General features: G+C 57.8%; 10 protein-coding genes and 1 pseudogene. 7 read left to right on the top strand and 4 right to left on the bottom strand.

Features of this window, described 5'->3' with window-relative positions; translation table 11 throughout:
* The first annotated feature begins 21 nt into the window (after positions 1-21).
* From ACZ1GM_RS13175 to ACZ1GM_RS13150, 6 genes and pseudogenes are all read left to right on the top strand, one after another.
* Entirely contained in the window at positions 22-597 is a 576-nt protein-coding gene (locus ACZ1GM_RS13175) for an FKBP-type peptidyl-prolyl cis-trans isomerase (protein WP_472676854.1), read from the top strand.
* Between the two features lie 60 nt (positions 598-657).
* The gene (gatC, locus tag ACZ1GM_RS13170; RefSeq protein WP_472676853.1) at positions 658-960 is read left to right on the top strand and encodes an Asp-tRNA(Asn)/Glu-tRNA(Gln) amidotransferase subunit GatC; all 303 of its coding nucleotides are present in this window, start codon (positions 658-660) and stop codon (positions 958-960) included.
* A gap of 115 nt (positions 961-1,075) precedes the next feature.
* A pseudogene (gene gatA / locus ACZ1GM_RS13165) lies at positions 1,076-2,558 on the top strand (Asp-tRNA(Asn)/Glu-tRNA(Gln) amidotransferase subunit GatA).
* 1 nt (position 2,559) lies between these two features.
* Complete coding sequence (locus ACZ1GM_RS13160; RefSeq protein ID WP_472676852.1) at positions 2,560-2,721, top strand: hypothetical protein; 162 nt, start codon at positions 2,560-2,562, stop codon at positions 2,719-2,721.
* Positions 2,714-4,210 (top strand): Asp-tRNA(Asn)/Glu-tRNA(Gln) amidotransferase subunit GatB, encoded by a 1,497-nt coding sequence (gene gatB, locus ACZ1GM_RS13155; RefSeq protein WP_472676850.1) that lies wholly within the window; start codon positions 2,714-2,716, stop codon positions 4,208-4,210. Before ACZ1GM_RS13160 ends, gatB begins: the two co-directional genes overlap by 8 nt.
* 82 nt (positions 4,211-4,292) lie before the next feature.
* The gene (locus ACZ1GM_RS13150; protein WP_472676849.1) at positions 4,293-5,009 is read left to right on the top strand and encodes a DUF4197 domain-containing protein; all 717 of its coding nucleotides are present in this window, start codon (positions 4,293-4,295) and stop codon (positions 5,007-5,009) included.
* An 81-nt stretch (positions 5,010-5,090) separates the two neighbouring features.
* Here ACZ1GM_RS13150 and ACZ1GM_RS13145 read toward each other — a convergent pair whose 3' ends face one another.
* The 4 genes from ACZ1GM_RS13145 to ACZ1GM_RS13130 all read right to left on the bottom strand — a co-directional run bounded on the left by ACZ1GM_RS13145 (position 5,091) and on the right by ACZ1GM_RS13130 (position 10,608).
* The gene (locus tag ACZ1GM_RS13145) at positions 5,091-5,390 is read right to left on the bottom strand and encodes a hypothetical protein (protein WP_472676848.1); all 300 of its coding nucleotides are present in this window, start codon (positions 5,388-5,390) and stop codon (positions 5,091-5,093) included.
* A gap of 77 nt (positions 5,391-5,467) precedes the next feature.
* Complete coding sequence (locus tag ACZ1GM_RS13140; protein ID WP_472676847.1) at positions 5,468-8,302, bottom strand: M16 family metallopeptidase; 2,835 nt, start codon at positions 8,300-8,302, stop codon at positions 5,468-5,470.
* Between the two features lie 48 nt (positions 8,303-8,350).
* Positions 8,351-9,022 (bottom strand): penicillin acylase family protein, encoded by a 672-nt coding sequence (locus tag ACZ1GM_RS13135; protein ID WP_472676846.1) that lies wholly within the window; start codon positions 9,020-9,022, stop codon positions 8,351-8,353.
* 5 nt (positions 9,023-9,027) lie between these two features.
* Entirely contained in the window at positions 9,028-10,608 is a 1,581-nt protein-coding gene (locus ACZ1GM_RS13130) for a penicillin acylase family protein (RefSeq protein WP_472676845.1), read from the bottom strand.
* Positions 10,609-10,696: 88 nt separating this feature from the next.
* Here ACZ1GM_RS13130 and clpB point away from each other — a divergent pair, with 88 nt between their 5' ends.
* The gene (clpB, locus tag ACZ1GM_RS13125; RefSeq protein ID WP_472676844.1) at positions 10,697-13,276 is read left to right on the top strand and encodes an ATP-dependent chaperone ClpB; all 2,580 of its coding nucleotides are present in this window, start codon (positions 10,697-10,699) and stop codon (positions 13,274-13,276) included.
* Positions 13,277-13,494: the final 218 nt, after the last annotated feature.

Here is a 13,494-nt window from a genome sequence, read left to right as displayed (position 1 = left end):
AGTTAGTGCAGGAACTGATTTATGACTGAAGTCACTCGTGTCCCTCTCCAACCAATCGCCAAAGGTTCGCTGACCAAACTTTGGTTGGGCGTCATTGTCGCTGTCGTGATTGGCGCGGGGCTGGCTTGGCTCAGTATGCCGAAGGGCCTGACGGTTGATGTCGTACAAGAAGGGACTGGACCGAACCCTGGCCCAGCCGATGTGGTCTTTGTGAATTACAAGGGCAGTCTTGCATCAACCGGCGAAGTCTTTGACGAATCGCAGCCTGTGCCTTTGCCGGTTGAAGGTATCTTCCCAGAGGGTACACCGCTGCCACTGACGCGCATGATCCCTGGTTTTGGCGAGGGCGCCGTGCAAATGAAAAAGGGCGGCAGGTATATCCTGAATATCCCGGCAGAAAAGGGGTACGGCGAGAGCGGCCAGACCGATCCGCAAACCGGGCAGGTCGTCATCCCCCCAAATGCCGACCTCGTATTCGAGATTGAGTTGGTTGACTTTATGAGTGAGGATGATTTCCAACGCCGCCTGCAAACATTGCAGCAAGCGATGCAATTGCAGCAGGGTGGCGAGGGTGCGCCGCAAGGACCGCCTCAGTAATTTTCGCGATCACGTAACCTCATTCTTGCAGGGGCCATTCTGCAAAGGTACGGAATTAGTATGTCAGTTGATAAAGAAACGGTGGCGAAAATCGCCTCGCTCGCGCGTCTGAAAATGGGCGATGAAGAGCTCGAGCGGATGGTACCGGAATTGAACAACATCCTCGAATGGGTCGAGCAATTGGGCGAGGTCGACACCAGCGACGTGCAGCCCATGACCGCCGTCATTTCGAACGAGCTGCGCTTGCGCGCGGATGAAGTGAATGCGGATCCCAAAACCGGCGGTGACCGGCGCGATGATGTGCTCGCCAATGCGCCTGTTGCCGAACATGGCTTCTTTGGCGTGCCCAAGGTGATCGAATGAAAACCGCAGGATTTCAGTCGAGCATTCCCGAGAGTCGCGTAGCGGTCACCCGTGGGGGATCCAGAAACAATAAACGCAACTGGTTTCCCGCCTGTGCGGGAATGATGGTGGTATAATGACTGATTTCACTCAGCTAGGCGTGAAGGCCATTCGCGACGGTGTTGCTGGCGGCGATTTCACGGCGCGCGAAGTGGCGGAAAGCTTCAACGCGGCGGTCGAGGCAGCGAGCGCTTTAAACGCATATATTGTCGCGACACCTGATCACGCACTGGCTGCGGCGGACGCGGCGGATAGCGCGCGGGCTGATGGCAAGGATCTTGGACCGATGGCTGGCGTGCCGATTGGCATGAAGGATCTCTTCTGTACGCGCGGCGTTCAGAGCGCAGCGGCCAGCCACATCCTCGAAGGCTTCAAGCCGCAATATGAAAGTACGGTCTCGCAAAATTTGTGGGATGCGGGCGCGGGCATGCTGGGCAAGCTCAATATGGACGAGTTTGCGATGGGCTCGTCCAACGAGACGAGCTATTTCGGTAATGTCACATCACCATGGCGCAAATCGGGCAGCAATACCGATACGGTTCCTGCATGGTTCTTCCGGCGGTTCCTCGGCGGCGGTCGCTGCGCGGATTGCACCGGCTGCGACCGGCACGGACACGGGCGGCTCAATCCGTCAGCCTGCGGCCTTCACTGGCATTTGCGGCATCAAGCCGACCTATGGGCGCTGCTCGCGCTGGGGCGTGGTCGCTTTTGCGAGTAGCCTTGATCAGGCTGGGCCGATGGCGCGCAGCGTAGAAGACTGCGCGATCATGCTGGAGGCGATGGCCGGGTTTGATCCAAAGGATTCCACCAGCCTTAAAATGGATGTGCCCGCTTGGGGAGAGCAGCTCTCAGGCGACCTGACTGGCAAGAAAATCGGCATCCCCAAAGAGTACACGATGGATGGTATGGATGCAGAAATCCTCGCCAGCTGGGAGCGCGGCAAGGAATGGCTGCGCGATGCGGGTGCCGAGATCGTCGATATCAGCCTGCCGCACACCAAATATGCGCTGCCGACTTATTACATTATCGCCCCGGCGGAGGCATCTTCCAACCTCGCGCGCTATGATGGCGTGCGCTACGGCCTTCGTGATCTACCGGAAGGTGCAGGCTTGCAGGATATGTATGCCGCGACCCGCGCAGAGGGCTTTGGCGATGAGGTAAAGCGCCGTATTCTGATCGGCACGTATGTGCTGAGCGCGGGCTTCTACGACGCCTATTACAATCAGGCGCAGAAGGTCCGCACGCTGGTCGCACAGGACTTTGAAAGCGCTTGGGCGGAGTGCGACGCGATCCTTGCGCCGACCACACCAACGGCGGCTTTTGCGCCCGGTGCGCAGTCGGACAATCCACTGGCCATGTATCTGAACGATGTGTTTGCGGTGCCTGCCTCACTGGCGGGTCTGCCCGCGATGAGCGTGCCGGCGATGCTGACAGAAGATGGCCTGCCGCTGGGCCTGCAACTGATCGGCAAGCCATTTGACGAGCAGGGCGTGCTCAATGCTGGCCTCGCGATCCAGGAACGCGCCGGGTTCGATCATGCGCCGGAGAAGTGGTGGTAGGATGCTCTTTGTCATCATCTTCACTGTGGCGATGATCGCTCTGGCAGGGTTCGCATTCTACCTGTCGCAAACGATCGAGCATGGCGAAGCACGCTTTGACACGACGAAGAAACTAGACACCAAAAAACGCCCCGTAGAAAAACAGGCACAAGACGATGAGTAATTACCGCATTCAAGGCGCAACGGGTGAGTGGGAGGTCGTAATTGGCCTAGAGGTGCACGCGCAGGTCACGTCCAACGCCAAGCTGTTCAGCGGCGCGTCGACAACGTTCGGTGCGGAGCCCAATGCCAACGTCTCCCTGATCGACGCGGCGATGCCCGGCATGCTGCCCGTGCCCAATGCAGAATGCATTCGTCAGGCCGTGCGCACCGGCATGGCGATTGAGGCGCAGATCAACAAATACAGCCGGTTCGACCGCAAGAATTACTTCTATGCCGATTTGCCGCAGGGTTATCAGATTTCGCAGCTTTACCACCCCATAGTGGGCGAAGGTCAGATCCTGCTTGAAAAGGATGAGAAGGGCGGTATTCCCGAAGACAAGGTGATCGGGATCGAGCGCATTCACGTGGAGCAGGATGCGGGCAAGCTGATGCATGATCAGCATCCGACCATGTCCTATGTCGACCTGAACCGTTGCGGCGTTGCGCTGATGGAAATCGTTTCCAAGGCTGACATGCGCAGCCCCGCAGAGGCAGGCGCCTATGTTCGCAAGCTGCGCGCTATCCTGCGTTATGTGGGATCTTGCGACGGAAACATGGAAGAGGGTTCGATGCGGGCCGACGTCAATGTCAGCGTGCGCAAGCCCGGCGATCCGCTGGGGACGCGGACTGAGACAAAGAACGTCAACTCCGTGCGCTTTGTGATGCAGGTCATCGAATATGAAGCGAACCGTCAGGTCGATCTGATCGAGGATGGCGGGAAGGTTGATCAGGAAACGCGCCTGTTCGATGTCGCGAGCGGCACAACCCGCACCATGCGCAGCAAGGAAGACGCGCATGATTATCGATATTTCCCAGACCCCGATTTGTTGCCGGTTGAACTGGAAGATGATTTTCTTGAGGAATGTCGCGCGTCCCTGCCCGAATTGCCTGATGCAAAGCGCAAGCGGTATATCGAGGAGCTCGGGCTAAGCGATTACAACGCCAGCGTGTTGACCGCTGAGGTGGAAACGTTTGGTCGGTTTGAAACGCTGTTGGGCGAAGTTGCAAGTGCGCTTGGCAAGCCAGAGGCCAAGGTCGCCACACAAGTCGCGAACTGGGCGCTATCTGTCGCTCCCGGCGTAATCAAATCGCTGGGTGACGAGGCCAATCCTGCCAACGCGACCGCAGCCGCTCAGGCGGCAATCCTCAAAATGCAGGATGCGGGCGAGATTAGCGGCGGTCAGGCGAAAGAGATCTTCGAAATCGTTCTGAAGACAGGCCGCGCGCCGGATGAGATCGCCGAGGCAGAGGGCCTGAAACAGGTCAGCGATACTGGCGCGATTGAGGCAGCCATCGACGAAATCCTTGCCAATAACCAGGATAAGGTCGAGCAATACAAGGACGGGAAAGACAAGCTGTTTGGCTTCTTCGTGGGGCAAACCATGAAGGCGATGCAGGGCAAGGCAAACCCGCAGGTCGTGAACCAGATACTCAAGGACAAACTCGCCTGAGGGCAAACCTTAACAAGAGTTGATTTGCCAATCCGACATGCTGCGTGAGATACTCCCTCTAAGACCGAATGGGAGACTCGTGATGCAGCGGACTAGTAAATCAATCGAACGACGCGTGTTTTTGGCAGGTGCGGGCGTTGCTTTGACTTCTCTGGCGTTTGCGCGCCCTGCGCAGGCGCAAGGACTGACCGATCTTCTGGCGCTCGCATCGGACAGCGCGCTCGATAAGCTCGCTAAGCCTGACGCCTTTTATGATGATGAGGCGATCCGCATCGATTTACCTCTGATCGGCGACTTACCCGGCAAGCTGCTTGGTGGCGGTGTAGGCGGAGCATTGGGTGGCCTGCTGGGTGGCGGCAGTGAGGGCGGAGGTCTTAGCCTTCTCAGCGGCGTGACGCGTAAGATCAACGATGCTGCTGGCGTCGCGGCTGGTGAAGCAAAACCGATATTCCGCGATTCTATCGGCCAGCTTTCGCTATCAGATGCCCCAGGCATCATTCGCCAGAACGATGGCGGCACGCGCTATTTGCGGGAGAGCGCGGGTGACACGCTGTTAGGGAAACTGCGCCCGTTGGTGGATACAGCTCTTGGCGAACTGGGCGTTTACAACGAAATCGATGATCTGAGCGAACGTTCTGAATTCGTTGCGCAGGCCGGTCTGACCAGTGATCGCGTGGGCGGGCACGTTACAGAAAGGGCACTCGACGGCATCTTTAGCTACATCGGCAGTGAAGAGATCGCGTTTCGCAATAATCCGTTAGAGAAAGCGGGCGGTATTTTAGGCCGCGTTTTGCGCTAGTTTGGCTCGTCATGTCGATATGAAAAAGCCGCCGGAGCGCGAACTCTGGCGGCTTTTCTGTATGCAAAGGCGGAAGCTTTGTTAGGCGCGAGTCCCTGTCAGTGGCATCGCGCCGAATGCGCCTGCATTTACGTTTCCAGCGAGTGTGTCGCCTTCAACAGTTGCTTCGCATTCCAGCTTCATCGGCATCGGGACGGTCATATTCATGTCCCAGGTCAGTGTGTTGCCATCGACCTTGCCATTTTCGACATCCATTGAGCCCATTCCGCCGGCCATATTACCGCTGAATGTGCCGTCGCCATTATCGACAACCGTGAATGTGCCGCTCTGATCGCCCATCGGGCTTTTGACGGTTGTGTTGTATGAACCTGCTACAGACATGATAATCTCCTATGTTATAGTCCTAGGTAAAATGCGTTGAGCGCGGCATCGCCGCTACTTACACCTGTGTCAATAATTCAGTTGATCTCGCGTTGTTCGAAGGCGATGCCCAAGGTTTCCAATTGCGGCCCAACTTGCTCTGCGTCGCCGACAATCACCCAAGTAAACTGATTGGGCTTGATTGCCGAACGCGCTGCTGCGTCCAGGCTGGCGGTTGTTTGCCCACGGTACTTGTCGGCCAGTGTCTCGTGATAATTCATTGGGCGGCCATAACGCGCATTGCTCTGCATCGCGCCGAGCACTGCGCCCGATGTTTCAAACTGTCCGGGTAGCTCGCGAATTTCATTGTTCACGATCCGGGTCAGCTCTTCTTCGGTCACTCCGTTGGTGGATAGGAACGTGCCAATCTCGCGCGTTAGCTCGGTCAGGGAGTCGGCTGTCCGATCCGCTTGCACAGGGGCCCGGACCAGATAGGCCACGGCATTTTCGCGCTGCTGGAACCCACCACGCACGCCGTAGCTCCAGCCCTTCGTCTCGCGAAGGTTCATATTGAGCCGGGCGAGAAAGCTGCCACCAAGCGCATTGTTCGCATTGAGCAGATCGACAATACCGGGGTCCTGTGCACGGGCGTCGGTCACCATGCCGCCATAGATATAGCTTTGCGGTGAGTTGGGCCGGTTGACCAGAATGATGCGCGGGCTGTCCGGCGCGTCCGCTGTTGCGGAAAAGTCTTTGGTACCTTTGGCGACCGTCGGAGTTTCCCAAGCACCGAACGCTGCCTCTAACTGCGGCGTCAACTCGCTCAGAGCCATGTCTGACACCACGAACAGCGTGCCATTGTCCGGTCGGATCCATGCATCCTTGAACGCGATCAGATCATCCCGCGTAATGGAACTGACGGATTCGACAGTGCCGCTGCCCGTGTCCCCATAGGGGTTGCTTTCGCCGTAAAGGATCGGCGTCAGCGTCATGCGAGCGATACCCCGAGGGGTGCGCATTTGCTGTTCAATGCCGGTAATCGTCTGCGTGCGGACACGTTCCAGCTCACCTTCATCAAATGCCGGGTTGCGGACAATGTCCGTCATCAACTCAAGCGATGGTGCAAGGTTTGCGGACAAGGAAGTGAGCGTGAAGCTGGACCGATCCTGACCACCACCTGTGGAGATCACCGCGCCCAAACGCTCAGTCGCCTCGGCGATGTCTTTTGATGAACGCGTGGCGGTCCCTTCATCGAAGAGACCGAGCGCCAAGCCTTCCAATCCGCGCTTGTCGATTGGGTCAGCAGCCGGGCCTGCGTCAAACGACAGGGTCACACGGGTCACAGGCACCGCATCACGCTGAGCGTAATGGACCTTGATACCGTTAGAGAGCGTGACTTCGGTTACATCGGGAAAATCGAGCGAGGTCAGTTCAGAGATTTCCGGTGCGGGGCGTTCTTTAGTTACGACGAACTCAGTCGCCTCCGCCTCGGCAGGTTCGCCGCCGCCAACGGAGACTGCTTCTTCATACTCGTCTTCGCGTTCGCCCGGCTCCAACTGAATGGTAAGCGCGGGGCGCGTCATCCATTTCTGCATCGCAGCCTGCACTTCCGCAGGTGTCAGCGTCGCAAGGATTTCAAGCTGATCAGCGTAGAAGTCTTGCGAGCCAACAAGAACCTGACCCTGCGCGAGCGTCACCGCCTTGCCGCCAAAACCGCCGACTTGTTCGAGGCCGCGGATCGTTTGCGAGACGGAGCGGGTCGCCGCACGACGTACCTCATCCTCGGTTGGACCTTCTGCGATGAACTCAGCGATGATCTCGTCCATGCGTGCCTCAACCGTTTCCGGATCAACGCCAGGCTTAACGGTCGCGCCCACTGTCAGAACGCCCACGCGCTGAAATGGAAAGTTGCCGGCACTGACGCCAACAGCGATCTTCTCATCACGGACCAGAATGTTGTCGAGGCGGCTGGACGAAAGCCCGCCGAGGATGTCGGCACCAACAGTCAGCGCCACGAGGTCGCGGCTCTGAATACCGGGAGCGGTCCAGTAGCGGGTCAGATTGGTCGCTGCGACCTGGTCTTTCATCACCGCGCGCACGTCTTCTGACAGCTCGGTGATTTCGGCGGATGCAGGCGTGTTGACCGGGCCGCGTTCGATGGCCCCGAAATACTTCTCTACCAGTGGGCGGGCTTCTTCCGCCGAGATATCGCCAGCAAGCACCAGCGTGGCATTGTTGGGCCCATATTTGTCACGGAACCAGGCGCGCACGTCATCCATCGTTGCGGCATCAAGATCAGCCATCGAGCCAATCGGCGTGTGGCCATAGGGGTGCGGTTTGGGAAAGAGCGTTTTGACAATTTCGTAAAAGATCAGACCGCCCGGTTGGTTGTCGCCCTGACGTTTCTCGTTCTGGACAACGCCGCGCTGATTATCGAGCTTTTCGCGTGTAACCGCGCCAAGCAGATAGCCCATCCGGTCGCTTTCGAGCCACAGTGCCTGTTCCAATGCGCCGCGCGGAACAGTTTGGAAGTAATTGGTACGGTCGAAACTGGTCGTGCCGTTATAGTCGGTTGCGCCCATTTCCTGAAGATACTGGAAGTAGTCACCCGGCGCGTTTTCCGATCCGTTGAACATCAGATGCTCAAACAAGTGCGCAAAGCCGGTTTGGCCCTTTGGCTCGTCTTTTGACCCGACATTGTACCACACCGCGACGCCGACAATCGGTGCCTTGCGATCCTCGTGCACAATCACTGTCAGTCCGTTGTCTAGCACGAATTTCGTGTTCGGAATGCTGACCTCTTCAATCAGGGAGGTCAGCGGAGCAATGGCCCCGCTTTCGCTTGTGCTGGTGGTGTGGTCATCAGCGAATGCAGGTGTCGCTGTCGCAATGGCCAGCGCAGTGATGCTGGCGGTCATAAGACGAAACTTCATGGTCTCTCCGGTAGATATATGGACTCGTGTTAAACGCTAGATAGGCAATCAGGGGCGATGCGTCACGAATTTCCGTGACTTTGCATTAGCTTCCACGTCTTCGCGCCAGAAATGGACGGGCTTCAACTTGTGTTGGACAAACAGCGTGGCCTGATCGGCGTAATGCTTTGAATCGGCCCGCGTAGTGGCCGATCCATAGGGCTGGATGGATTCTGACCTGACGGGCTTACCAGCTTCCCACTCGACCCACTGGATGAAACTGTCACCATGGCGCACCGCCAATCGTCCATCCTCATGCACATGCCACAAGGTCGAGGCGCGCAGCGTGTCTGACCCGCCATCGAGAGGAAGGTCGACCTCGCCTTGGCGCAATCGCAACAGCTCGCTCATCGGTGGGTCGAGCCGTCCGAAATAGGTCATCAGATGATCATGGGCATCAATCAGCATCGCGCCGACATCGGGAAGTGCCTTGTTCTGATACTCCGCTGACATAAAATCGCGGATCATCAGCAAAGCGATAGCATCGGCGCGCCCCTGATTATCGGCTGTGAAATCCCATGACAGCAAAAGTTGCGCGGCGTCGTGCTCCTTGGTGCCACGCCGCCAGCGATCCTGCTCTAACGCGTCATACAGATCAGCTACATAGCCTTCACGTTCGTAAGCGGTGTCATATTTGATCCGTTCCAGCGTGGCGCGATCAAGTGTCTCCGCCTCGCTCATCAGCTTCAGGCGCGGCGCGAACGGTTGGTAGATTTCAGCTCCACGCCCAGTTCCGGCGCAAAGCCATCAGGCGACAAATCACTGCCGGGGCCAGCTGCGCGATAGGGCTGGTTATTGGCATTCATCAGCCAGCCGCTTGCCGGATTCACATAGCGCGGCAGTTTCTCGTAATCGACGGGGCCATCCCAGATCAGGTCTGGGTCGCTACCATCCAGAATGCCGCGCCAGTTCGGTCCAGCCTGCCGGTTGGGCAGGGCCGCGTTATAGACATAGGCGATGTTGCCTTCCTCATCGCCGTAAATGAAATTGGTGCTGGGCACCGCCATCCGCGCAAGTTGCTCTTCCCATTCAACCAGATTGGTTGCTTTGTTGAGGCGATAATAGACATCAAGCTGATCGAGGTTGTCGATCCCTCCATAGCGGATCGCGAAGGCGCCATCGTCGTTGACAATCACTGGGCCATGGACGCTGCGATGCACCGTGCGCTGGATTGGAAGGACGACCGGGCCAACCTTGACCGGCAGCGTGACGGTTTTGCGCTTCAGTGGAAGCCACTCGTCGCCGAGCTTGTACTCGGTCTGCGTCTCGTTGGTCTCCAATCGATAGACATCAACCATGTCTGGCCGGTTGACCGTATTGGTCCAGCCAAGATGGCGATTATGCCCCAGGAAGGGGAAGGGCGAGCCGGGGAAGTTCGCACCAGCATAGTGCCAGCCTTCCTCGCTTTCGACGACGAGTTCATACCACGCTACTCCGCCGCGCCATGGCTGATGCGAATTAGATATAAGAACCGTTGGCCCGCCAGACTTAGCCGGGGTCACAGCAAAAGCATTTGAACCGGACAGAGCGCCGTCCTCGCCCCAAGGTAACGGGAATGCGGTACTGGATGCTTGCTCAGGCTGCGTCTGCTCGTCTTGTTCTGCCGCTTCTCCGCGCGGGAAGCCCGGGATGTCGGGGCCAAATTCCGGACGCAGTTCGGTGCCCTCGACCAAGGGTTGAATGACGTTGTTCAAACCAAAAAAGAATGGCTGGCGCAGCGAAAATCCGGCTGCAATATCTACCCCATTGACCGGGAACAGGTTGGCGAGTTTGACCTGTTCCGGGTTCTGCCGCGCATAATCGTTGAGGCCTGTTGCGTAAGCCTCAAACAAGGCGCGGGTATCCGCTGGCAGTTCTGGATAGTGTCGTTCCGCCGTGCCGCGCGCGTCAAGTAGATGGTAGACATAATCGACCACCGCGCCGTCTTGTCCGGCAATCGCGCCGTAACGTCCCTTCGCCATTGCCGCGACATCTTGCAGGGTGAAGAAATCATCCTCTGCATGCGCAATCGCCACGCCGTATGCGACATCGGCATCAGTCTTGCCATAAATATGCGGTACGCCGAATTCATCGCGGATTATTTCGGCGGAATAGGCTGGAGCATTCGCCTGCGCCCGGGATTTATTGGCGTAGAACGGCTCCCAACTGGCGAGAGCGACAAACGCAACCAGGGCAAGCCCCAACACAGCAAACCCGATGCGGCCCAGCCACTTCATCAACGCTCTCTCCCTGTTATTAACCGCAGTCATGGCACGGCGCTCAGTCATTGCAAAGTCTTGTCGGTTCGAGATGGGGTCCTATATGCGACTAACACACCTCGGCGAATGCCGAATTTGATGACGTAAGGATCCCTGGATGAACCTCGAAAAGTTCACTGACCGCGCGAAAGGCTTCCTCCAAGCCGCACAGACGATTGCGATCCGCATGAACCATCAGCGGATTGGGCCTGCGCATCTGTTGAAGGCGCTGCTTGAAGACAATGAAGGCATGGCGAGCGGGTTGATCCAGAAAGCCGGTGGCAATGCCAAGCTTGCTGTCGACGAGATTGACGCTGCGCTTGCCAAAGTTCCAGCGGTCAGCGGCGGCGGTGCGCAGCAGACGCCGGGCCTCGACAATAACGCCGTGCGGATATTGGACAGCGCGCAGCAAGTCGCGGAAAAGGCGGGCGATAGCTTTGTGCCCGTCCAGCGGTTGTTGCAGGCGATGGCGCTCGCTGGCGATACCGATGCAGGTAAAGCGCTGGCTGCGGCGGGCGTCGATGTGAAAAGCCTCGAGGTAGCGATCCAAGACGTAACTGGCGGTCGTAACGCCGACAGCGCGAGCGCCGAAGAAAGCTATGACGCGATGGAAAAATACGCCCGCGATCTGACGCAGGCGGCGCGTGATGGCAAACTCGACCCCGTGATAGGACGCGATGAAGAAATTCGTCGTACGGTCCAAATTCTTGCACGGCGGACCAAGAATAACCCTGCGCTCATCGGTGAGCCCGGCACGGGTAAGACGGCTATCGCCGAAGGGCTCGCGCTGAGGATCGCTAACGGTGACGTGCCGGACAGCCTTAAAGGACGCACGCTGATGAGCCTTGATATGGGCGCGCTCATTGCCGGGGCGAAGTATCGCGGCGAATTCGAAGAGCGCCTGAAATCGGTTCTGGATGAAGTGAAGGGCGCGGATGGGCAGATCATCCTGTTTATTGATGAGATGCACACTCTGATCGGCGCTGGCGCAAGCGAAGGCAGCATGGATGCATCAAATCTTCTGAAGCCTGCGCTGTCGCGCGGCGAGCTGCATTGCATCGGCGCGACCACGCTCGATGAATATCAGAAATATGTCGAGAAGGATCCGGCGCTGCAGCGGCGGTTCCAATCGGTCTATATTGATGAGCCAAGCGTGGAGGACACCATTTCGATCCTGCGCGGCATTAAAGACAAATACGAATTGCACCACGGCGTGCGCATCACAGACGGCGCGATCGTAGCCTCAGCGCAGCTGTCCAATCGCTACATTCAGAACCGCTTCCTGCCCGACAAAGCGATTGACCTGATGGATGAGGCCGCGAGCCGCATCCGCATGGAGGTCGAAAGCAAGCCAGAGGAGATTGAGGCGCTGGATCGGCGGATCATCCAGCTGAAGATTGAGGAGCAGGCGCTAGGCAAGGAAAGCGATGATGCCTCGAAGGATCGCCTGGCGAACCTGCGCAAGGAATTGTCCGAGCTTGAACAGGAAAGCAGTGAACTCACGACGCGGTGGCAAAATGAGCGTGACAAGATTCATGCCGAGAGCCGGATTAAGGAAGAATTGGACGCTGCGCGGATCGAACTGGAACAGGCAGAGCGGCAAGGAGACCTAGCGAAGGCTGGCGAGCTTTCTTACGGTACGATTCCCCAGCTGGAAAAGAAGCTCGATGAAGCTGCCGGGCACACAGAAAACGCGTTGCTGCGCGAAGAAGTGACCGAAGACGATATCGCCAGCGTCGTTTCCCGCTGGACCGGCATTCCGATTGATAAAATGCTTGAGGGCGAACGCGAAAAGCTCCTCCAGATGGAGGAGATCATTGGCAAACGCGTGATCGGGCAAGTGCAGGCGATCGAGAGTGTGTCAAAGGCGGTGCGTCGTGCGCGCGCCGGGTTGCAGGACCCAGGGCGCCCCCTTGGCTCGTTCCTGTTCCTCGGCCCCACCGGGGTCGGCAAGACAGAGCTGACGAAAGCGCTCGCCGGGTTTCTGTTCGATGATGATCAGGCGATGGTCCGTATCGACATGTCCGAATTCATGGAGAAACACGCGGTTGCGCGGTTGATCGGCGCGCCTCCCGGTTATGTCGGTTATGAAGAAGGCGGCGTGCTGACGGAGGCCGTCCGTCGGCGCCCCTATCAGGTGGTGCTGTTTGATGAGGTAGAGAAGGCGCATAGCGACGTATTCAACGTGCTTCTTCAAGTGCTTGATGATGGCCGACTTACTGATGGGCAAGGCCGGGTCGTAGACTTCAGCAACACCCTGATCATTCTCACGTCGAACCTCGGCAGCCAGTTCCTCGCCAATATGGAGGATGATCAGAAGGTGGCCGATGTTGAACCGCAGGTGATGGATGTGGTGCGCGGGCACTTTCGGCCCGAATTCCTCAACCGTTTGGACGAAATCATCCTGTTCCACCGGCTGGCGCTGGAGCACATGGCGCCTATCGTCGAGATCCAGGTCAGGCGCGTGCAGAAGCTGCTGACTGATCGCAAGATCACGCTCGACCTTACTGACGCGGCGCTGCGCTGGCTCGACCGCGTGGGCTATGACCCGGTTTACGGAGCTCGTCCGCTAAAGCGCGCGGTGCAGCGATATGTGCAGGATCCGCTTGCCGATCTGATTCTCCAGGGCGATGTTCCAGATGGGTCTACCGTCACAATTGATGAAGGCGATGGGGCATTGAAAATTACCGCAAAGTGATTCGGGAAATATTCATGCGTTAAACATGCCGGATCGCGACAGTTTATGTCGGTAACATTCAGGTAATGTGGGATTTAGGCAACATTAATGGCAAATTTATGAAAGTGCTTTGACAAGCGCCAAGTACGCGTTGCATGACAGCGACATCGTTGGGACTGGGGGTCTCTGATTGTCGTTCGATCTTGCCATCGGATGGCAGCGCGTCGTGGGGGCGCGCA

This window comes from Qipengyuania sp. JB2-7 (assembly GCF_055693485.1).
Note: the sequence above shows the minus strand (reverse complement) of the source record. Positions and strands in the feature narration are given on the sequence as shown.